This is a genomic window from Sinorhizobium sp. 7-81 (assembly GCF_030124405.1).
GTDB lineage: Bacteria > Pseudomonadota > Alphaproteobacteria > Rhizobiales > Rhizobiaceae > Sinorhizobium > Sinorhizobium psoraleae.
This window is the reverse complement of sequence record NZ_JASKLT010000001.1, coordinates 1176088-1197657: the sequence shown is the minus strand read 5'-3', so window position 1 is coordinate 1197657 and position 21570 is coordinate 1176088. Positions and strand designations below refer to the sequence as shown.

The 21570-nt window shown below is 61.8% G+C and carries 20 protein-coding genes; 7 read left to right on the top strand and 13 right to left on the bottom strand.

Annotation, left to right across the window (positions count from 1 at the left end; translation table 11 throughout):
* Window positions 1-252 precede the first annotated feature (252 nt).
* Complete coding sequence (locus QN224_RS05755) at window positions 253-1752, top strand: replicative DNA helicase (protein WP_173510388.1); 1500 nt, start codon at window positions 253-255, stop codon at window positions 1750-1752.
* 9 nt (window positions 1753-1761) lie between these two features.
* Here QN224_RS05755 and QN224_RS05750 read toward each other — a convergent pair whose 3' ends face one another.
* The 3 genes from QN224_RS05750 to QN224_RS05740 form a co-directional block, all read right to left on the bottom strand.
* The gene (locus tag QN224_RS05750; protein WP_283975877.1) at window positions 1762-2067 is read right to left on the bottom strand and encodes an AzlD family protein; all 306 of its coding nucleotides are present in this window, start codon (window positions 2065-2067) and stop codon (window positions 1762-1764) included.
* Window positions 2064-2717 carry an AzlC family ABC transporter permease gene (locus QN224_RS05745; protein ID WP_283976103.1) on the bottom strand — a complete coding sequence of 218 codons (654 nt, stop codon included), beginning with the start codon at window positions 2715-2717 and terminating at the stop codon, window positions 2064-2066. Before QN224_RS05745 ends, QN224_RS05750 begins: the two co-directional genes overlap by 4 nt.
* A gap of 121 nt (window positions 2718-2838) precedes the next feature.
* Window positions 2839-3696, bottom strand: a complete 858-nt coding sequence (locus tag QN224_RS05740; RefSeq protein WP_283975876.1) for an AraC family transcriptional regulator — start codon at window positions 3694-3696, stop codon at window positions 2839-2841.
* Between the two features lie 142 nt (window positions 3697-3838).
* On the opposite strand from QN224_RS05740, the gene alr reads away from it, so the two are divergent.
* The 5 genes from alr (at window position 3839) to QN224_RS05715 (ending at window position 9620) form a co-directional block, all read left to right on the top strand.
* Window positions 3839-4978, top strand: coding sequence for an alanine racemase (alr, locus tag QN224_RS05735; protein WP_283975875.1), 1140 nt, complete (start codon window positions 3839-3841; stop codon window positions 4976-4978).
* Window positions 4979-5120: 142 nt separating this feature from the next.
* Entirely contained in the window at window positions 5121-6527 is a 1407-nt protein-coding gene (gene radA / locus QN224_RS05730) for a DNA repair protein RadA (RefSeq protein WP_269276885.1), read from the top strand.
* A gap of 109 nt (window positions 6528-6636) precedes the next feature.
* Window positions 6637-7233: a CvpA family protein gene (locus QN224_RS05725; protein ID WP_173510393.1), complete on the top strand. Its 597-nt coding sequence runs from the start codon at window positions 6637-6639 to the stop codon at window positions 7231-7233.
* Window positions 7234-7378: 145 nt separating this feature from the next.
* Window positions 7379-8869: an amidophosphoribosyltransferase gene (gene purF, locus QN224_RS05720; RefSeq protein ID WP_283975874.1), complete on the top strand. Its 1491-nt coding sequence runs from the start codon at window positions 7379-7381 to the stop codon at window positions 8867-8869.
* Between the two features lie 10 nt (window positions 8870-8879).
* Window positions 8880-9620 carry an SDR family NAD(P)-dependent oxidoreductase gene (locus tag QN224_RS05715; RefSeq protein ID WP_283975873.1) on the top strand — a complete coding sequence of 247 codons (741 nt, stop codon included), beginning with the start codon at window positions 8880-8882 and terminating at the stop codon, window positions 9618-9620.
* Window positions 9621-9741: 121 nt separating this feature from the next.
* Here the strand turns inward: QN224_RS05715 and pssA are convergent, their stop codons facing one another.
* The 4 genes from pssA to QN224_RS05695 form a co-directional block, all read right to left on the bottom strand.
* Window positions 9742-10578 carry a CDP-diacylglycerol--serine O-phosphatidyltransferase gene (gene pssA / locus QN224_RS05710; RefSeq protein ID WP_269284298.1) on the bottom strand — a complete coding sequence of 279 codons (837 nt, stop codon included), beginning with the start codon at window positions 10576-10578 and terminating at the stop codon, window positions 9742-9744.
* Window positions 10579-10623: 45 nt separating this feature from the next.
* A complete protein-coding gene (locus QN224_RS05705) occupies window positions 10624-11322 on the bottom strand; it encodes a phosphatidylserine decarboxylase (protein WP_283975872.1) in 699 nt (232 codons plus the stop codon).
* A gap of 209 nt (window positions 11323-11531) precedes the next feature.
* Complete coding sequence (locus tag QN224_RS05700; RefSeq protein WP_283975871.1) at window positions 11532-13424, bottom strand: ABC transporter ATP-binding protein/permease; 1893 nt, start codon at window positions 13422-13424, stop codon at window positions 11532-11534.
* A 234-nt stretch (window positions 13425-13658) separates the two neighbouring features.
* Window positions 13659-15380 carry a LysM peptidoglycan-binding domain-containing protein gene (locus tag QN224_RS05695; RefSeq protein WP_283975870.1) on the bottom strand — a complete coding sequence of 574 codons (1722 nt, stop codon included), beginning with the start codon at window positions 15378-15380 and terminating at the stop codon, window positions 13659-13661.
* A gap of 251 nt (window positions 15381-15631) precedes the next feature.
* On the opposite strand from QN224_RS05695, the gene QN224_RS05690 reads away from it, so the two are divergent.
* On the top strand, window positions 15632-16249 hold the full coding sequence (locus QN224_RS05690; RefSeq protein WP_269276896.1) for a TIGR00730 family Rossman fold protein: 618 nt from the start codon (window positions 15632-15634) through the stop codon (window positions 16247-16249).
* A gap of 84 nt (window positions 16250-16333) precedes the next feature.
* Here the strand turns inward: QN224_RS05690 and rarD are convergent, their stop codons facing one another.
* From rarD to QN224_RS05660, 6 genes are all read right to left on the bottom strand, one after another.
* Window positions 16334-17272 (bottom strand): EamA family transporter RarD, encoded by a 939-nt coding sequence (gene rarD, locus QN224_RS05685; protein WP_283975869.1) that lies wholly within the window; start codon window positions 17270-17272, stop codon window positions 16334-16336.
* A gap of 188 nt (window positions 17273-17460) precedes the next feature.
* The gene (cimA, locus tag QN224_RS05680) at window positions 17461-19077 is read right to left on the bottom strand and encodes a citramalate synthase (RefSeq protein ID WP_283975868.1); all 1617 of its coding nucleotides are present in this window, start codon (window positions 19075-19077) and stop codon (window positions 17461-17463) included.
* A gap of 72 nt (window positions 19078-19149) precedes the next feature.
* Entirely contained in the window at window positions 19150-20112 is a 963-nt protein-coding gene (gene pip, locus QN224_RS05675) for a prolyl aminopeptidase (RefSeq protein WP_283975867.1), read from the bottom strand.
* Window positions 20109-20609 (bottom strand): GFA family protein, encoded by a 501-nt coding sequence (locus QN224_RS05670; protein WP_269276902.1) that lies wholly within the window; start codon window positions 20607-20609, stop codon window positions 20109-20111. The genes pip and QN224_RS05670 overlap by 4 nt, the downstream gene beginning before the upstream one ends.
* 2 nt (window positions 20610-20611) lie before the next feature.
* Window positions 20612-21085, bottom strand: coding sequence for a GFA family protein (locus QN224_RS05665; RefSeq protein ID WP_173510403.1), 474 nt, complete (start codon window positions 21083-21085; stop codon window positions 20612-20614).
* A complete protein-coding gene (locus tag QN224_RS05660) occupies window positions 21082-21564 on the bottom strand; it encodes a GFA family protein (protein WP_283975866.1) in 483 nt (160 codons plus the stop codon). Before QN224_RS05660 ends, QN224_RS05665 begins: the two co-directional genes overlap by 4 nt.
* Between the last annotated feature and the right edge of the window lie 6 nt (window positions 21565-21570).

Sequence of the window (21570 nt, the reverse complement as noted above, 5' to 3'; positions counted from 1 at the left end):
GGCTCTCGACCGGCGGTTCATAAAAGACGTTTGAACGCGAATCAGATACCTTTCGCTCGGGTCGCGGCGTCAATCGCCGTCATCATTTTTTCGCCATTTGTGACGCTCGCCTGTGGAACAGTCGAACAACGGGCAAAGACCGCGAGCACGGTTGCATGGTTCACGACTGTTGCGCAGCAGCACTTGACCCACAGAACGACAGGCAGCAAATCGGATAGCTCACACGAACTACACGCGGAAATGGAACGATCGATGAACGACGCAGCGCGCAAGCTCGCCCCCTTGGCCAAGGATCAGGCGGATCAGCACTATCGCGAAGCGCCGAACAATCTGGAAGCCGAGCAGGCGCTGCTCGGCGCCATCCTGGTCAACAACGACGCGTTCTACCGGGTATCCGACTTCCTCAAGCCGGTACATCTTTTCGAGCCGCTGCACCGCCGCATCTTCGAGGTGGCCGGCGATATCATCCGGATGGGCAAGACCGCCAACCCGGTCACGATCAAGACCTTCCTCAAGGCGGACGAAAAAGTCGGCGACCTGACCGTTGCCCAATACCTCGCGCGCCTTGCGGCCGAGGCCGTTTCGATCATCAATGCGGAGGACTACGGCCGCGCCATCTACGATCTGGCGCTGCGTCGTTCGCTGATCACGATCGGCGAGGACATGGTCAACATCGCCTATGACGCGCCGCTCGACATGCCGCCGCAGAGCCAGATCGAGGACGCGGAGCGGCGCCTTTTCGAGCTTGCCGAAACAGGACGCTATGACGGCGGCTTCCAGTCGTTCAACGACGCGGTCGCGTTGGCCATCGATATGGCAGGGGCGGCGTTCGAGCGCGACGGCAGTCTCTCCGGCATCTCGACCGGCATTCATTCGCTCGATGCCCGCATGGGCGGTCTGCAGCGTTCGGACTTGATCGTTCTGGCCGGGCGTCCCGGCATGGGCAAGACGTCGCTTGCGACCAACATCGCCTACAATATCGCCGCAGCTTACGAGGGCGAAGTGCAGCCCGACGGATCGATGAAGGCGAAGAACGGCGGCGTCGTCGGTTTCTACTCGCTCGAAATGTCGTCCGAACAGCTCGCCACCCGTATCATCTCCGAGCAGACGGAAGTCTCCTCCTCGAAGATCCGTCGCGGCGACATTTCGGAAGCCGACTTTGAAAAGCTCGTCGCTTGCTCGCAGATGATGCAGAAGGTACCCCTCTACATCGACCAAACGGGTGGCATCTCCATCGCCCAGCTTTCAGCCCGAGCCCGGCGTCTGAAGCGACAGCGGGGCCTCGATTGTCTGGTAGTGGACTATATCCAGCTCATGACCGGTTCGGGGAAATCGAGCGACAATCGCGTGCAGGAAATCACGCAGATCACCACCGGCCTGAAGGCGCTGGGCAAGGAGTTGAACGTGCCGATCATTGCGCTTTCACAGCTCTCGCGCCAGGTGGAAAGCCGTGAAGACAAACGACCACAACTCTCCGACCTTCGTGAATCGGGCTCGATCGAACAGGATGCCGACGTGGTGCTCTTCGTGTTCCGCGAGGAATATTATGTGAAGAACCTGGAGCCGCGTGACGAGCTCGACCCGAAATACGAAGAGTGGAAGATGAAGATGGAACAGGTGAAGGGCACGGCCGACGTCATCATCGCCAAGCAGCGTCACGGACCAACTGGTACGGTAAAACTGGCATTTCAGTCGGAATATACCCGCTTCACTGACCTTGCAGACCCCTCGTTCACGCAGTACGAACACTGACAATTGGCTTCACGCCCCGATCAGCGCTCTCGCAACGGCAACGACAATAACACCGGTTGCCACCGCCGCTAGCAGCGGCAGCCGCGTTGCGGCGAGCGCCGTCGCGAGCGCCGCAAGAGTCTCGGCCGACCCTGTCACGAGCGCGGTCGGGGCGATGACGGCCATTAGGACAGCCGGCGGTATGGCCTCCAAGGCCCTTCTTTGTTGCGGTCCGATTGTCACGAAACGGATGAGAAGCAAGCCGCTGATACGTGTCAGCACCGTCGCTGCGGCCATGGCAAGAATCGCGAGAACAGCGCTCGGATCGACTGTCATGCACAGGCCTCCCGGCGCTGATCGGCGACGAGCGCTGCAACGACGCCGGCGGCGGCACCCGCCGCGATATACCAGACGCCGGGCAGCAATTGGTGTGTCAGCACCGCTGCGGCTGCACTTGCCGCAAGCACGACACCGGTCTCCCGCCCTTTCCAGAAACCCATCACCAGAACCACAAAGACGGCGGGAAAGGCAAAATCGAGGCCCATTGCCTTCGGGTCTCCCAGGAGGGCGCCGACAATCGAGCCGGCGAGGCTTGTCAAAACCCAGACGAAATAAAAAGGCACCGCGAGGCCGGCATACCAGGCAGGGGACAGACGCGCCTGTGCTGCCCGGGACTCGGCCATGGCCCAGATTTCATCGGCCAACAGCAGCATCGCGGCATATTTCGCGGGGCCGGAGAAGGCTGGCATCTTCGCGCCGATCGAGGCACTCATCAGCACGTGGCGGATGTTGACGAGCAGCGCCGAAAAACCGAGCGCACCCCAGGATGCCGGATGAGTCCAGATATCCATGGCGACGAACTGCGAACCGCCGGCGAAGACCAAGGCACTCATCAGCGTCACTTCGAGACTGGAAAGACCCTTACTTGCCGCGACCGCGCCGAAGACAAGGCCGATCGGCATGACGGCGACAATGAGCGGCGCCATGGCCCTGACGCCGCCAGCAAACTCCCGAAAAACATTCTTCGTGTTCACGCCCGTCACTCCGCATTTCAATTGCATCAACGCAATAGATGTGGAGGAGCCGGCGCGTCTTGAACGAAAGTGATCAGCCGGCTCGGAATGCACCAGGGGTGACACCGGTTCTTGCCTTGAAATGCCGGCTGAAGTGCGCCTGATCGGCGAAGCCGCAATGATAGGCGGTGTCGACGGCCGACCAGCCCTGCCGCAGCAGTGTCTTTGCTTCGCGGACCCGCTTGTCGGTCAGGAAGGCGTGGGGCGTGATGTGGAATTCCTTGCGGAACGCGCGGATCAGGTGCGCCCGGCTAAGCCCGGCCACCTTCGCGAGCTCGTCGAGGCCGATATCGCAGGAATAATTGGCGATGAGATAATCCCGAGCGCGATGCACGGCAGAAGGTTCGCGCGTCTCCACGGGAAGGATGATCGCGCCGCCGTGCCGCCGGAACAGTTTGGCCAGGAAGCCGAACATTCCTTCGTCCGCTTCCAAGGCGCCCGCATTTCCCTCGAGCGCCCGATGGGCGCGATGAAAGGCGATGGCAAGCTCGGGGTCGCGAAGCAGCAGTCGCGAGAAGCAGGGTGTCCCTCTAAAGGTCCGACCGGTAACATCCTCGAGGACGTCGACCAGCAGTTCGACAGATGGATAGATCATCCGATAGCAGTAACCATCGAGGCCTGGATGCCCATCGTGGATCTCGTCGGGATTGATGAGGTAGAGATCGCCGGGCCCTGTCTGCGATCGTTCGCCCTTGATCGTGCTGATCTGCGAGCCCGCCTCGATTGCGCCGATGCTGAACGTGTCATGGGCATGCGGTGCAAACTCATGTGTGATGAAGGTCGCGCTCAGGCATTCCATGCCCTTGAACCGCGCATCACGCCAGAAGCGCGTGTGCTCGGCACCCTTGAGCGGCATGGCCTCGATAGCCTGTTCCTGCGAGATCGTCTGCATCGAGCAAATGTTAGCGGCAGCGGAACTGTGCGTCTTGCACAAAAGTGCTCGGGCTCTTCTCCCGCCGGCCGGATGGGGGACCGTTTGCGACCTTCGGCGCCAGGATGTATTGCTGCAACATCAATCACACAGAGCGTCCGGTATGCACATTCCAGAATTCCTCTCCGCCTCCAGCAGGCTCACCATCGACCTCACAGCACTGGCCGACAACTGGCGTGCCATGAACGAGCGCTCCGACAAGGCTCGCGCGGCCGCCGTGCTCAAGGCGAACGCCTATGGGCTCGGCATCGAGCAGGCGGCCCCCGCCCTTTACGCCGCCGGTGCACGCGACTTCTTCGTCGCCAGCGCGGAGGAAGGAGTGGAGCTTCGCCCGCTGGTTCCCGATGGGCGCATCTACATTCTGGCCGGCATGTGGCCAGGCAACGAGGAGCTCTTCTTCGACAATGACCTCGTGCCGATCATCAACTCGGAGGAGCAACTCGCCGTCTTCATGGCTGCGCTTTCCGAGCACGGCGACCATCCGTGCGTGCTTCACGTCGACACCGGCATGAACCGGCTTGGACTGTCGGTCGAGGAAGCCGTCGCGCTCGCCAACGACCCGGCGCGGCCGGCAAGTTTCTCGCCGGTGCTGATCATGAGCCATCTTGCCTGCGGCGACGATCCGAAGCATCCGATGAACCTCTATCAGCTCGACCGCTTCCGCGAGGTGGCGACCGCCTTCGAGGGCATCCCCGCGAGCTTGGCCAATTCCGGCGGCGTGTTCCTCGGCAAGGACTACCACTTCGACCTTACCCGCCCGGGCATCGCCGTCTATGGCGGCGAAGCAGTGAACGGAGCGGTGAACCCGATGAAGGCGGTGGTGACGGCCGAAGCACGCATCATCCAGGTGCGCACAGTTCCCTCCGGCGCGACGGCAAGCTACGGCGCATCGGCGCGCTTCACCCGTGACAGCCGCATCGCAACGGTCGCGATCGGCTACGCCGACGGATATCACCGTTCGGTTTCCGGCGGCGGTGTGACGCTCAGGCAATCGATGCCGTCGGGCGCCTATGGTTTTCTTCACGGCAGAAGGGTGCCGCATGTCGGCCGGGTAACCATGGACCTCAGCCTGTTCGACGTTACCGACCTGCCGGAAAAGGCCGTCCGCGCCGGCGACTACATCGAGCTATTCGGCCGCAACATCGCGATAGACGACGTCGCGCGCGCCGGCGGAACGATCGGCTACGAGTTGCTGACGAGCCTCGGTCATCGCTATCATCGAACCTATATCGGCGGCGCCTGAGCGCGGAGCGTCGCTGCGTCGACAGTCGGGTCGCCGAAAAACACCCTTTCAAGCCGAATTTCGCGGCATTATGTGATCGCTGGTGGTGATTCTCGAACCACCGCCGTTCGCAGTCTCCCGGAATATCCGAAAGCTAGTCTCGATGGCGAAAGCCCGCACCCAGTTCATCTGCCAGAATTGCGGCACCGTTCACTCCCGCTGGGCGGGCAAGTGCGATGGCTGCGGCGAGTGGAACACGATCATCGAGGACGATCCGACCGCGGGGATCGGCGGCGGTCCGTCGCGCGCGCCGAAGAAGGGACGACCGGTCGCACTCACCACGCTTTCCGGCGAGATCGAAGACGCGCCGCGCATCCAGACGGGGATATCCGAACTCGATCGCGTCACCGGCGGCGGCTTCGTGCGCGGCTCGGCATTGCTCGTCGGCGGCGACCCCGGTATCGGCAAGTCGACCGTGCTGATGCAGGCGGCCGCGGCCCTTTCCCGCCGCAAGCATCGCGTCATCTATGTGTCGGGCGAGGAGGCCATCGCCCAGGTGCGTTTGCGCGCCCAGCGGCTCGGGGCTGCCGACAGCGACGTGCTTCTTGCCGCAGAGACCAATGTCGAGGACATTCTGGCGACCCTTGCCGACGGCAAGCGCCCCGATCTCGTCATCATCGATTCGATCCAGACGCTCTGGAGTGACATCGTCGATTCGGCGCCCGGAACAGTGACCCAGGTGCGCACCGGCGTGCAGGCGATGATCCGCTTTGCCAAACAGACCGGCACGGCGGTCGTGCTCGTCGGCCACGTGACGAAGGAAGGCCAGATCGCCGGCCCACGCGTCGTCGAACACATGGTCGACGCCGTGCTCTATTTCGAAGGGGATCGCGGACATCACTACCGCATCCTCAGAACGGTCAAGAACCGCTTCGGCCCGACCGACGAGATTGGCGTGTTCGAGATGTCGGACAAGGGCTTGCGCGAAGTCGCCAATCCGTCGGAGCTGTTTCTCGGCGAACGCAACGAGAAGTCCCCGGGAGCAGCCGTCTTTGCCGGCATGGAAGGAACCCGGCCGGTGCTGGTGGAGGTGCAGGCGCTCGTCGCGCCGACGTCGCTCGGAACACCGCGCCGTGCGGTCGTCGGCTGGGACTCCGCGCGTCTGTCGATGATCCTCGCGGTGCTTGAAGCCCATTGCGGCGTCCGCCTCGGCCAACATGACGTTTATCTCAACATTGCCGGCGGTTTTCGTATTTCCGAGCCTGCGGCCGACCTCGCGGTTGCTTCCGCGCTGGTTTCGTCGCTGGCCGGGCTTGCCCTTCCGGCCGATTGCGTCTATTTCGGCGAAGTCAGCTTGTCGGGCGCCATCCGGCCGGTTGCGCATACCGCCCAACGTCTTAAGGAAGCCGAGAAGCTCGGTTTCTCCCAGGCCGTATTGCCGTCTGCATCGACCGAACTGCCGAAGAACGGCAACGGCCGGTGGAGCGAGATGGAGAGCCTGCCGGATCTCGTGGCGCGCATCGCCGGATCGCGGAGCGCTCTACGGCAGGCGGAAAGCGAAGACGAATGACCTCGGCGACGATTGGCCGTGGAAAGATGTTCAGAGCGCGTGCGGAGAGGACCGACCGCAGCTAAGCTTGGTGTGGCCCGGATCAGGACGGGGTCGGAGTAAGGACAACATGCCCATTACAATTCTCGATGGTATCGTTCTCGGCGTAGCGCTGTTTTCGGCCATCCTCGCCATGGTCCGCGGATTCTCGCGCGAGGTTCTGTCGGTCGCGAGTTGGGTCGGCGCGGCGGCAGCGGCCTATTTCCTCTATCCGTACCTGCTGCCCTATGCCTCGCAATACACGAGCAGCGACACGGTCGCGATGATCGGTTCGGCCGCTGTGGTCTTCCTGGTCGCGCTCATCATCATTTCCTTCATTACGATGCGGATCGCCGATTTCATCATCGACAGCCGCATCGGCGCGCTCGACCGGACGCTCGGCTTTCTCTTCGGTGCCGCCCGCGGCATCCTGCTTGTCGTCGTCGCCATGCTGTTCTTCAACTGGCTGGTCGCGCCGCAACAGCAGCCGATCTGGGTAACCCAGGCGAAGTCGAAGCCGCTGCTTGACAATCTCGGCAACAGGCTGATCGCGCTTTTGCCGGAAGAGGCCGACGCCACAATCCTCGACCGCCTTCGCGGCAAGGATGCGACGGGCGAAGGCGAACCCGAAACCCCTCCGGGCACGACCGAACAGCCCCCCGTCGAGGATGCGCCGACGAACGGCTGAGGCAGACATCAGTTAGTGACAAGGCCCGCTGCGCGGGCTTTGTCCATTTGGAATAACGCTTGCTAGTGTTTTCGGCTAAGATTGCTTGAAGACGGGCAGCCTGATCACGATATGCGCACCGGCATGGAGCAAAGGCGAACTTGTGATGACCGATCTCAGATCCAGTGAAATCCACGACGAACTCGATGGCGACACTCTGCACGAGGAGTGCGGGGTCTTCGGTATTCTCGGGCATTCGGATGCGGCCACCCTGACGGCACTTGGCTTGCATGCGCTCCAGCATCGCGGCCAGGAAGCGGCCGGTATCGTCACCTTCGACGGCAAGCAGTTCTATACCGAAAAGCGCATGGGTCTCGTCGGAGACCACTATACGGACCCCGCAACGCTGGCCAAGCTGCCAGGCTATATTTCCATCGGGCATACGCGCTACTCGACGACCGGCGAGGTGGCGCTGCGCAACGTCCAGCCGCTCTTTGCCGAGCTTGAAGTCGGCGGCATCGCTATCGCCCATAACGGCAACTTCACCAATGGGCTGACGCTCCGCCGCCAATTGATTGCAGACGGCGCGATATGTCAGTCGACCTCGGACACCGAAGTCGTCCTTCACCTCATCGCCCGCTCCAAGCAGACCTCCTCCTCCGATCGCTTCATCGACGCCATCCGCCAAATGGAAGGCGGCTATTCAATGCTGGCGATGACGCGCACCAAGCTGATTGCCGCACGCGACCCGATCGGTATCCGCCCCCTCGTCATGGGCGAACTCGACGGCAAGCCGATCTTCTGTTCGGAAACGTGCGCGCTCGACATCATCGGCGCCAAGTACATCCGTGATGTCGAGAACGGCGAAGTGGTCATTTGCGAGATCCAGCCGGACGGCTCGATCTCGATCGACGCACGCAAGCCGGAATCAACGCAGCCTGAAAAACTCTGCCTCTTCGAATATGTCTACTTCGCCCGCCCGGATTCGGTCGTCGGCGGTCGCAGCGTCTATGTGGCGCGCAAGAACATGGGCGTCAATCTCGCCAAGGAAGCTCCCGTCGAGGCGGATGTGGTCGTTCCTGTGCCCGATGGCGGCACTCCGGCCGCGCTCGGCTATGCACAACAGAGTGGCATTCCCTTCGAATACGGCATCATCCGCAACCATTACGTCGGGCGAACCTTCATCGAGCCGACGCAGCAGATCCGCGCCTTCGGCGTCAAGCTGAAGCATTCGGCCAATCGCGCCATGATCGCCGGCAAGCGCGTCGTGCTCGTAGATGATTCCATCGTGCGCGGTACGACGTCGGTCAAGATCGTACAGATGATCCGCGAAGCCGGTGCACGCGAAGTGCATATCCGCGTCGCCAGCCCGATGATCTTCCACCCGGACTTCTACGGAATCGATACGCCGGACCGCGACAAGTTGCTCGCCAACCAGCACGCCGATCTCGCCTCCATGTGCCGATTCATCGGCGCCGACTCGCTTGAATTCCTGTCGATCGATGGGCTTTATCAAGCCGTGGGCGGTGTTGCGCGCGATCCCAAGGCACCGCAATTCACCGATCATTACTTCACCGGTGACTACCCGACCCGCTTGCTCGACCAGGAAGGCGCAAGCAACGTCCGCAAACTCTCGGTTCTCGCCAGCAACGGATAAAGACAACAAAATGACGCCCAATCTGAAAGACCGGGTCGCCCTGATTACCGGTGCATCGCGCGGTATCGGCTATTTCACTGCCCTCGAACTTGCCAAGGCTGGCGCGCACGTCATCGCCTGCGCACGCACGGTCGGCGGTCTCGAAGAACTGGACGATGCCATCAAGGCGATTGGCGGGTCGGCGACGCTCGTCCCCTTCGACCTCGCGGATATGGCAGCGATCGACAAGCTTGGAGGCGCGATCCACGAGCGTTGGGGCAAACTCGATATCCTCGTTGCCAATGCCGGTGTGCTCGGCACGATTTCGCCGATCGGTCATGTCGAGGCCAAGGTGTTTGAAAAGGTGATGACGATCAACGTCACCGCGACATGGCGGCTGATCCGGTCGGTCGAGCCGTTGCTCGTCAAGTCCGATGCGGGCCGCGCGCTCATCCTCTCCTCCGGCGCTGCGCACAAGTGCAGGCCCTTCTGGGGGCCCTACTCTGCGTCCAAGGCGGCCGTGGAGGCACTGGCACGCACCTGGGCGCACGAAACACAGCGACTGCCGCTTCGCATTCTCAGCGTCGATCCCGGAGCGACGCGCACCGCAATGCGGGCGCAGGCGATGCCCGGCGAAGATCCGGCAACCCTGCCACATCCATCCGAAGTTGCGGCCGCACTGATGCCGCTTCTCGGACCTGACCAGACCGAAACCGGCAAACTTTTCGTCGTCCGCGAAAACAACATCGTCGACTATCGGATGCCCGAATAATCGGGAATCCTTGTGTTACAGGGGCGTTTCAATGTTTTGAAACGCTCTGGCAATCGAAGCCAAAAATTAAGTCACCACGGTGATCCGCGGTGGCTTTCTTCGTTCATGGGGAGGCTTGTGCCTAATCGTTGTCGCCGGGCAGTCCATCGCCTCCCTGCGCCGGATGGGCCGGCCAGTCGCCATATTTGCGCTGCCAGGATCGGGCGCCGAAGGGCAGGCTGATCAGATAGGCGAGCGCCGTCACTACCATCGTTTCCCAGGTATAGGTCATCAGCGTCGCGACGTAGAAGACGACAACGAGAATGGCCGGCAGGACGAGATCGCGGCGCAGACGGCTGTTCTCCGACTTGCCGGACCAGACCGGCAGACGGCTGACCAGAAGGAAGGCGATGAGCACCGTATAGGCGGCCGCGATGAGCGCGAACAGCCGCTCCGGCGCAAGGCCGAGCAGACCGAGATAGACCGGCAACAGCACCAACATGGCCCCCGCCGGCGCCGGAACGCCGACGAAATATTCAGACTGCCAGGATGCCTTGACCTGGCGCTCGGCCATGACGTTGAAGCGCGCCAGTCGCAACCCAGTGGCGATGGCGTAGATCAAGGCGGCGATCCAGCCGATCGACCGCGCCTGGTCAAGCACGAAAACATAAAGAACCAGTGCCGGAGCGACGCCGAAATTGATGATGTCCGCAAGCGAATCCATCTGGCCGCCGAAGCTCGATGTCGCCTTGAGCAGGCGGGCGACCCGTCCGTCGATACCGTCGAGGAATGCAGCGAACAGCACCATGGCGACGGCAAGCTCGACGCGGTTCTCGAAGGCAAGCCGGATGCCGGAAAGGCCGGCGCAGATCGCCAGCACAGTGATCATGTTGGGGATCATCAGGCGCAGCGGAATTTCGCGCAGACGCGGCCCGCGCGCCTTGTCGTTCGATCCCTCACCCTCCGCGGCCGGTTGCATTGCTTCTGTCGGCTTTTCCTGCTGAGGCTCTTCCATGATCGCTCCTTATGCCCGGCGGCTGATGACCGGCCCCTTCGCGGAGCCGAATTCAGCAAGCACCGTTTCGCCGGCGACTGCGGTCTGGCCGAGGCTGACGCGCGGCTCGGCCCCTTCCGGCAGAAATACGTCGAGGCGAGAGCCGAACCGGATGAGACCGAAGCGCTCGCCCGCTTCAAGCGGCGCGTTTTCCGCCGTCCAGCAGAGAATGCGCCGCGCCACCAGCCCGGCAATCTGGACTACACCGATTTCGCCGTGCGCCGTCTCGATGACGAGGCCATTGCGTTCGTTCTCGTGGCTGGCCTTGTCGAGCTCGGCATTTACGAACCTGCCGGCCCGATAGGCGACGCGGCGCACGGTTCCACTCATAGGAGCGCGGTTCACATGGCAATTAAAGACGTTCATGAACACCGAGATGCGCAGCATGGGCGTCGATCCCAGGCCTAGTTCATCCGGCGGGGTAACCACTGCAATCGAGGAGACGCGACCGTCAGCCGGGCTGATGACGAGATCGTCGTCGATCGGTGTCATGCGTTCGGGATCGCGGAAGAAATAGGCGCACCAGGCGGTCAACAGGAAGCCGATCCACATCAGCGGCTCCCACAGCAAGCCAAGCACCAGCGACACAACGAAGAAAATCGCGATGAAGCGATAACCTTCCTTGTGCACCGGAACGAGCGTGTTACGCACCGTGTTGACCAAGCTCATGAACTCTACTCCAGATTTGACGTGGAAGGTGACCTACAGCGCGTGCGTCTTTTCAGACACACAAAGGTCGCTGTAGCACTTTGAATTGCTGCATGTTTTTATCCTCAAAATCGGCCCCGATTTTAGGGAAACATGCAGTAGCGCGAATCCAGGAGTCCGGCAACGTGGAAGCCGCAAAACAAATGGCGCCGCGCACTCACCTGTTATGGTCAAGCAGCCGGCTGACCTCGGTCGACGATACCGAGGTCGTCGCTCTCGCGCACCCGCTTCAACTGCTCTTCCGCCTGTGTTGCCTCGCGCTGGCGGCTCCACATGGAAGCGTAAAGGCCATCGCGGTCGATCAGTTCCCCGTGCGTGCCGCGCTCCGCGATGACGCCGTCCTTGACGACGATGATCTCATCCGCGTGGATGACCGTCGATAGACGGTGGGCGATGACGAGCGTCGTGCGGTTGCGGGACACGACATCCAATGCCGCCTGAATTTCCTGCTCCGTCTTGGTATCGAGCGCGGATGTCGCCTCATCGAGGATCAGAATCGGCGGTGCCTTCAGGATCGTGCGCGCGATCGCCACGCGCTGTTTCTCGCCACCTGAAAGTTTCAGCCCGCGTTCACCGACCATGGCGCGGAACCCCTCCGGCAGGCCACGAATGAAATCGGCGATCTGCGCCGCTTCGGCGGCCGCCTCGACCTCGGAGTCGGACGCCTCGACGCGACCGTAGCGAATATTGTAGGCGATCGTATCATTGAAGAGCACGGTATCCTGCGGCACCATGCCGATCACTGCGCGCAGGCTTTTCTGCGTCACATCACGAACGTCCTGCCCGTCGATGGTAATCGATCCCTCCTGGACGTCGTAGAAGCGGTAGAGCAGCCGCGACAATGTCGATTTGCCCGCTCCCGATGGCCCAACGACCGCAACCGTCTTGCCGGCGGGAACGTCAAACGAGATCCCTTTGAGGATCGGACGGGCGGGATCGTAGGCGAAACGCACGTTCCTGAAGGCAATGGCGCCACGGTCGATCTTGAGTTCCTTCGCATTCGGGTGATCGACGACCTCCGCCTGAACATCGAGCAGATCGAACATGTGCTCGATGTCGGTCAGGCCTTGCCGGATTTCGCGATAAACGAAACCGATGAAGTTCAGCGGAATGGCAAGCTGGATCAGCATCGCGTTGACGAAGACGAAATCACCGATCGTCTGGTCGCCGCGCTGTACGGCGAGCGCCGATATCGTCATCATGACCGCGGTGCCCGCGCCGAAGATCAGCGCCTGGCCGAAGTTCAGCCAGCCGAGCGACGTCCAGACCTGGGTCGCAGCGCGTTCGTAGCGTTCCATTGACCTGTCGAACCGCTTTGCCTCCATCTCTTCGTTGCCGAAATACTTGACGGTTTCGAAGTTGAGAAGCGAGTCGATCGCCTTGGTGTTCGCGTCGGTGTCGCTGTCGTTCATCGAACGGCGGATGGCAATGCGCCAGTCACTGGCGCGCACCGTGAACCAGATGTAGAGCCAGACCGTCACGGCCGTCACCAAGAGATAGCTGAAGCCGTAGCCCCACCAGAAGATCACCGCCGTCAGCAGGAATTCGATGAGCGTCGGCACGCTGTTCAGGATCGTAAAACGGACGATCGTTTCGATGCCCTTGGTTCCGCGCTCGATGATACGCGAAAGCCCGCCCGTGCGCCGCTCGAGATGAAAGCGGAGCGAAAGCTGATGCATGTGGACGAAGGTTCTGTAGGCGAGTTGCCGCACGGCATGCTGACCCACGCTCGCAAACAATGCATCACGCAACTGGTTCAGGCCTGCCTGCAGCAGACGCGCAAGATTATAGGCGAGCACCAGCATGACCGCGCCGGTCAAAAATTGCGGCAGGGAGGCCAGCGCGTCCGGCCTGCTGTTGAGGGCATCGGTTGCCCACTTGAAGAAGTAAGGAACGAGAATAAGGACGACCTTCGCGATCACGAGGATCACCGTCGCCCAGACGACCCGCAACTTCAGATCCGCGCGATCTGCCGGCCACATGTAGGGCCAGAGGTTCACAATGGTCTCTAACGGATTGCTCGTGCTGGCAGAAACCGTCTTTTTCTGGTTTTGGGATGCCACGTCTCGTTCCGTTTCCAGTTCTGCTGCATGTTTCCTTAAATCGGAACCGATTTAAGGATAAAACATGCAGCAATTCAAAGTGCTGCAGCGTCCTTTGTGCGTCTGAAACGACGCACGGCGCTGCAGATCGTCAATGAAAAGCGGCGCCTTTTTGGAGACGCCGCGTTTGCTGACAAATCAGATAGGCTCGCATGCTCCTCGCCGCAATGGAATTGCGGCCAAAAAGGCGGGCTATTATTCGTGCTTCACATGCTTGCGGTGCATTTCCCGCGATTCGTCCTCGGACATCGCCTCGTCGGGAACACCGAAAACCTGGCCGGGACGGATCAGGTCGGGATTTTCGATCTGCTCCCGATTGGCAAGATAGATCGTCGTGTAGCGAACCCCTGCCCCATAGACCCGGCGCGAAATCTGCCAGAGCGTGTCGCCGCGGCGGATGATGACCGAAGTCTTGCTCTCCTTGAGCGGAGCCTGCTCGATCGTCGTGGGTTGTCCAGGCGCCTCGACGGATGCTGCAGCCGTAGCCTCATCGGTCGCGGGCGCTGCCGCAGCGCTGCCGGCACCTTCGGCCATCGACGGCTCCGACGGCTTGGCGGCGTCCGTAGCCGTCTCGGCGTCAGGCCTGACAACTGCCTCGGCAACAGCACTCTGCCGCGTCAGCGCGGGGCCGACCGTGCCCTCGACCTTTGTCAAGGCTGCAGCGACGCTGGCCGGGTCCCGCTGGGAAGACTTGAGTACCGTCAGTGCATCTGCGGCCGCCTTGGAAGCCTCTGCGGCGGCTGTCGCCAGCGCCCGGTTCTCATTGTCCGCCGGCTTGAAGTCCGCGAGCGACTGGAGGGCGAATTCCGTCGCCGAGCGGGCCGCCGCAAGCTGCTCGGCAGTGGGCCGTTTGCCATCGGCGAAAAGTCCCCTCAGCAGGGCAAGCGCCTTGCCCGCCTCAGCCTTCAAGCGGTCGAGCCCGTCGCTCGCGACCGCAGCCTGCGGGCCAGCGACGGCAGAAACCTGCGTGCCCGCCGGCCTGTCGAAGGGCACGGAAGCGCGCATCGCAACCTTAACGCCGTCCTCGTTCAGCATGTCGGCCCGGATGATGTGGCTGCCGACCGCCAGGTCGATCGAGCCATCAACGACGAATTTACCCTTCTCGTCGGCCTTCATCTCGCCGACGAACTTGTCGTCGGCATAAATGCGCACCAACGCGCCGGGCTTTGCGTTGCCCGCAACGAACATCGTTCCGCCCTCAATCTCGACAGCGGTGACCTGAAGACCCGCAACGCCAGCGGGTTTGGCCGGCGTCCCGAGCGTGCCTGCAGGCTTGTCCGCTTGTTCCGCATTCGGCTGAACTGCGGCCATCGCCGGCTTTTCATCGATCTTCGGCGTCGTGATCAGGCGGCTCGCTTCACCAGGTTTGGATACCATCGCCAGCAACTGGCCGCTGGCGTCCTTCGGCACGGACACTGTCGCCACTTCCTCGGACGTCTTGGTCGCGCCGCCCGCACCGACGCTGCGCAGGGTCAGTTGGTGGTCGCCGGCACCAAGCGGTTTGTCGAAGACGGCAGCGAAGTCCCCGGCGGCCCCGACGTCGGCCGTGCCGATAATCGTGTTGCCGTTGAGAATTTCGAGTTTGGTCCCGGGCTGGGCACGTCCCGCAACGACGGTCGACCCATCGGGTTCGACGCGAAGAATGTCGAAGCCCGGAACAGTCCAGTTCGCTGGGTCGGACGCATCGGCAGCCTTGTTGCCGGTGACATTCGTCGCCGCCTGTCCTTCCGGTGCGGCCGGGGTGGTTTCGACCTTGGCCGCTGGCTTGGTCTCGGCCGGTTGGCCACCACTGGCGGTTGGCTGTGCTGTCTGTTCCTTGCCGTCGTCACGCAGATTTGGCTGGACCACGAAAACCATCAATGCGGTCGCGGCCGCCAAAACACTCAGCGCCACCCAGCCGGCTTTGTTCTTCATCATGCTACTCTCCACACGGAGCGGAGCAATACAACGCCCCGCGCATGCCCGTTTTTATCGCCCTGCGGCGCGGGCCTTTTTCGCCATTATAGCGCAACAACGGCCTGCACGTCCGAATTCTTCAACGTATTGCTGAAATTGCTAACGTTTCCTATAGTTTCATACAAGCTCCCGCGTCTTATGCGGGGCTCATTGCCGCAGCTTTTTCCCTCATTTTTCTTGACCGATGCTGCGCTGCAATGTCTTTTGGCTCCATGACCAAGCAAATTGCCCCGATTCGATCGATCTGCGTCTATTGCGGTTCTCAGCCTGGACGAGATGCAGCCCATATGCAGGCCGGTCGCGCACTTGGAAAGTCGATCGCCGATCATGGTCTGCGCCTCGTCTATGGTGGCGGTACGCGCGGCATCATGGGTGCGGTGGCAAGCGGTGTGCTTTCCGCCGGCGGCGAGGTCACGGGCATCATTCCGGAATTCCTCATGGACAAGGAAGCGACGCGCCATTCACTGGGGCAGCTCAACGAGCTTGTTGTCACTGCCGACATGCATGAGCGCAAGCACAAGATGTTCGAGCGTGCCGACGCGTTCGTCGCGCTTCCTGGCGGTATCGGCACGCTTGAGGAAATCGTCGAGATCATGACCTGGGCGCAGCTCGGTCGCCACAGGAAACCGATGGTCTTCGGTAACATCAACGGCTTCTGGAACCCGATGCTGGAACTGTTCCAGCATATGCGCGATCAGGGCTTCGTCCACACGGCCCACCTCGTCCAGCCGCTGGTGATCGACAGGGCCGAAGATATCGTCCCGGCGATTCTCGCGTCAGCCGGCGCCAAGGGGCGCGAAGGCGAGGCAGATATTATTTCCAGGCTTTAGGGAAATTCCGGGAATCGCGTAATTTCAAACAATTAAACAGCGCCTGCGTGGCTCGCACGTCTGAAGAGACGCGCCGTGATAAATCTACTCAGCCGGAGCGGGCGGCGCGGCGCGGCGAGCCCTGCTTTCGACGAGCATCGCGCCCGAGTAGACGATAAGTGCGGCCCAAATCAATGCAAAGGCAATGAGTTTCGCCGTCCCGAAGGGTTCGTGAAAGACGAAAACCGCAATCACGAAGATCATCGTCGGAGCGATGTACTGCATGATGCCGATGGTCGAGAGCCGCAACAGCTTCGCGCCGTTGGCATAGATCATCAGCGGCACGGCGGTGACTATGCCGCAGGAGAGCAGCCATAGGACGTCGGCCACACCGGTATCACCGAAGTGACCCTGGCCGGTGGCTTCAAGCCAGATGATGTAGCCGATCGACGGAATGCTGAGCAGCAGCACCTCGAGGAAGAAGCCCTGGTTCGGCCCGATCGGCAGCGTCTTGCGAAAAAAGGCGTAGAAGCCCCAGGAGATGCAAAGCCCGATCGAGACCCATGGCAGGCCGCCGGCATCGAACGCGAGCACAGCGACGGCGATAGCGGCGAGCGCGATCGCTACCATCTGCGCCGTGTTCGGCCTTTCCTTGAGCAGAACGGCTCCGAGAAAGATCGAAAATAGCGGATTGATATAATAGCCGAGCGCCGTTTCGATGGCGCGGCCGGCACCGATCGCCCAGACATAGATGCCCCAGTTGATCGTGACGAGCACAGCGGTCACTGCCGCCATTCTCAGCATGCTCGGGGACCTGAGCGCCGCCTTCACCTCGTGCGTGCGACCGAGCCACAACAGCACGAGACCCGCGAGCGGCACGGACCAGACGATGCGGTGGGCGACGACTTCCGCCGCGGGGATGTGTGCTACGGCCTTCATGAAGAACGGCAGGAAACCCCAGAGCAGATAGGCGGAAAGCGCGAAGGCGAAACCCTTGGCGGAATCGGTGTTTTCAGAGGGCATCTTCGCGTTGGGCTCGGCCATGGTTTCGTTCCTGACATCTCGGACACAGCGGAACTGGCGGTCTGGTCCTTATCGATGGCCTGGTCAATGGACCAATGCCTCCTCATTCGAGGCGTCCTACTCCAACGCGCGGTAATGCACCAATTCATTTCCGTGAACGAAGAGTGAAACTCTCTGATCGAACGGCGAACCAAAGCGCACCCCCGACGTCATTCGGCCGCGATCAATCCGATCTGATCGCGGTTCTTGAGGAGCTTGTAAACGATACTGTCCATGAGAGCCTGGAACGACGCATCGATGATGTTGTTGGAAACACCAACCGTCCACCAGCGCGCGCCAGTGCGATCAGTCGATTCGATCAGCACGCGCGTGATCGCCTCGGTACCGCCATTGAGGATACGCACCTTGTAGTCTGCAAGCTCAAGATCGACGATTTCCGACTGGTATTTGCCGAGGTCCTTGCGCAAGGCAAGGTCGAGCGCGTTGACCGGGCCATGGCCTTCGGCAACGGACATCATGACTTCCCCGTCGACCACGACCTTCACCACGGCCTCCGAGACCGTCTTCAAGTTGCCGTTCGCATCGAAACGCCGCTCGACCATCACGCGGAAGCTCTCGACGTGGAAGAAATCGGGGACGGTCCCAAGCGTTCGGCTCGCGAGCAGGGCAAAACTCGCGTCCGCACCCTCGTAAGCGTAGCCCGTGGCTTCGCGCTCCTTGACGATGGCGATCAACTTGTCGAGCCTCGGGTCGTCCTTGGCGACGCTGATGCCGCGCCGCTTGAGCGCATTGATGAAATTGGCCTTGCCGCCCTGGTCCGAGACCATGACCCTGCGCAGATTGCCGACGCTTTCGGGCGCGACATGCTCGTAGGTTCTCGGGTCCTTCAACAGCGCCGACGCGTGGATCCCGGCCTTCGTTGCAAAGGCCGACGCGCCAACATAGGGAGCCTGCGGATCCGGCGAGCGGTTCAGAAGCTCGTCGAACGCATGGGCGAGCGTCGTCAGTTCCTGCAGTTTCTCGGAATCCGCTCCGGTCTCGAAACGGCTGGAATAGGTTTCCTTCAGCGCCAGGGTCGCGATCAGCGTCACCAGATTGGCATTGCCGCAGCGTTCGCCGATGCCGTTCAGCGTTCCCTGGATCTGGCGGACGCCGGCCTCGACGGCGGCAAGCGAATTCGCCACGGCCTGGCCGGTGTCATTGTGGGCGTGAATGCCAAGATTGGCGCCGGGCACGCCTCCGGCGATCACGGCGGCAACGATTTCGCGCACCTCCGGCGGTTGCGTGCCGCCGTTGGTGTCGCACAGTACGACCCAGCGTGCTCCCGCCTCAAGCGCCGTCCTGGCACAGGCGAGCGCATAGGCCGGGTTTGCCTTGTAGCCGTCGAAGAAATGCTCGCAATCGACCATGGCCTCGCGACCGGAGGCGACAACGGCCTCGACCGACGCGCGGATGTTGTCGAGGTTCTCCTCATTCGAACAGCCGAGTGCCACCTCGACATGATAGTCCCAGCTCTTGGCAACGAGACAGATCGCATCGCTCCTGGCGTCGAGCAATGCGCGCAGGCCCGGATCGTTGGAGGCGGAGACGCCGGCGCGCTTGGTCATGCCGAACGCTACGAAGGAAGCCTTCTGTGTGCGCGTCTGCTTGAAGAACTCGGTGTCCGTCGGGTTGGCACCCGGATAGCCGCCTTCGACATAGTCCATGCCGAAATCATCGAGCATGGTCGCAATCGCAATCTTGTCCTCGACGGAAAAGTCGATGCCGGGCGTCTGCTGCCCGTCCCGAAGCGTGGTGTCGAAGAGATAGATGCGTTCTCTGGTCATGGCTCAGTTCCAACGTGCGATGCTAATAAGTCAGCGCGGGATGCCGGCGAAAAACCGCAGACACCTGCCGCTCTATTCGGCCTTGCCTGCAAACTTGTCCGTTGCCCGGATCAGGCGGTCGAGAATGCCCGGTTCCGAATAGGCGTGCCCCGCTCCTTCTATCAGGTGGAACTCCGCCTGCGGCCAGGCCTTGTGCAACTGCCAGGCATATTTGGCCGGGCACGGCATGTCGTAGCGGCCGTGCACGATCACGCCCGGAATGCCGTGGAGCTTATGCGCGTCACGCAGCAATTGTCCCTCCTCCAGCCAGCCAGCATTGACGAAGAAATGGTTCTCGATCCGGGCAAAGGCGTCAGCATACTCCTCCTCCTCGAAGCGCTCGCTCGTTGCCGGTTCCGGGAGCAGGGTAATCGTCTCACCTTCCCAGATGCTCCAGGCCTTTGCGGCGGCTAGCCGCGTCGCGCGGTCCTCGCTTGTGAGCCGCCGATGATAGGCCAACATCATCTCGTGGCGCTCTTCCTGCGGGATCGGAGCAACGAAGCGTTCCCACTTATCGGGAAACATTTCCGAGACGCCGAATTGATAGTACCAGTCGAGTTCGGCCCTGGTTAGCGTATAGATGCCCCTGACGACGAGTTCGGAAACACGGTCGGCGTGGGTTTCGGCATAGGCAAGCGCCAGCGTCGAGCCCCAGGAGCCGCCAAAAACCAGCCATTTGTCGACGCCCGCCAATTCACGCAAGCGTTCGATGTCGGCGACGAGATGCCATGTCGTATTCGCCTCGATCTCCGCATGCGGCGTGGACTTGCCGCAGCCGCGCTGATCGAACAGCGTCGCATCGTAAAGTGCTGGATCGAAGAGGCGGCGGTGGTTCGGCGAGATCGTGCCGCCCGGTCCGCCGTGCAGGAAAACCGCCGGCTTTGCGCCGGGCGTACCCACGCGTTCCCAATAAATCACGTGGCCTTCGCCCACGTCGAGATGGCCGGAGGCATAGGGTTCGATTTCGGGATAAAGGGTACGCAATGTGACGCTCACAACAGGTCTTCCTTGGGTGGCCAATGAACGGTGTCGTAGTCGGGATGCTGGCGGTTGGATTCCAGCACGCGCAAATGACGCGCAGCAGATTCTTCGCTGCCGTCATCAGTCTCCTTTTCAGGAAGGCGCGGCAGATGAGAAAACCACAACACGCGTGACTCGATTCCGGACTGATAGACGGGCTGTACGTCGTCCGGATCGTCCAGCGAGCCAAGAGCGATGTTCAGGAAATCCTCGCCGGGCATGTCGTAGAAGAGCGGCGTACCGCAGTCGCGGCAGAAGCCGCGTGTGACGACATCCGACGATTGGAACCAGGATGGCTCCCCGCGGGTGATGAGAAAATCTTCCCGCTTGATATTGGCGAGCGGCAGGAAATAGTTGCCTGCCGCCTTCTGACACATGCGGCAATGGCAAAGATGCGGATCGTCGAGCGTGCCCTCGGCGCGGTAGCGCACCGCGCCGCATTGGCAGCCACCCGTAAAAATTCGTCTGATCATCACTACCAGGCCCCTGCCGCCGGCCACTGGTCCGTCTCGTGATCGGGATGCTGGAAGGAGATGATCTGTTCCTGCCGGGCATAATAGTCCGGATCGTCGTGCACCGGCTGCTCGAAGATCGTTTCGACCCACGGCAACCGCGCGGCGTAATTGACCTGGATTTGCGGCGCAAGGTCGGAGCGGTCATCAAAGGCGCCGATCGCGATTTCGAGCCCGCCCGGATGCCGGTAAGTCAGCGGCGTTCCGCATTTCGGGCAGAAGCCCCGGTCGATATTGACCGAAGACTGAAAGTAGCTCGGCTCGTCGCGCGTCCATTCGACCCCATCCTTCGGAGCCGTGACGAGCGCCGAAAAGAACGATCCGAACTGCTTCTGACACATGCGGCAATGGCATATGGACGGGCGTCCGAGCTTTCCATGGATGCGGAAGCGCACGGCTCCGCACTGGCATCCTCCTGTTCGTACAGCATCGGTCATCGCTTTGCCTCCGGTGGCCAGGTTTCGGTATCGTGATCGGGGTGCTGATAGGAAACGAGATCGGTGAGAAACGAGCCCGCCGCCACATCCGCCATCGTCTCTTCGCCCGGAAGGTCGGGCACATGGTCGACATAGGGCAGCTTCGCCTCGATACCCCACTGGACCGTCGGCACGATACCCTGGGGCTTGTCGAAGGCTGCAATTGCCAGCGCCATGCCATCCGGCGCCTCGTAGGTCAGCGGTGTGCCGCAATCACCGCAGAAACCGCGCCAGACGGCGTTCGACGACTGAAAGCGCCGGCGCTCGCCGCGCGTCCAGGTGACCGTTGCGCCGCGCACGGAGACGAGCGGCAAATAGAAGTTCCCGCTCGCCTTCTGGCACATGCGGCAATGGCAAACGGAGGCGTCGCCGAGCTTTCCCTCGACGCGAAAGCGGATCGCGCCACATTGGCACCCGCCAGTATGGATCTCGTCCGTCATGTCACG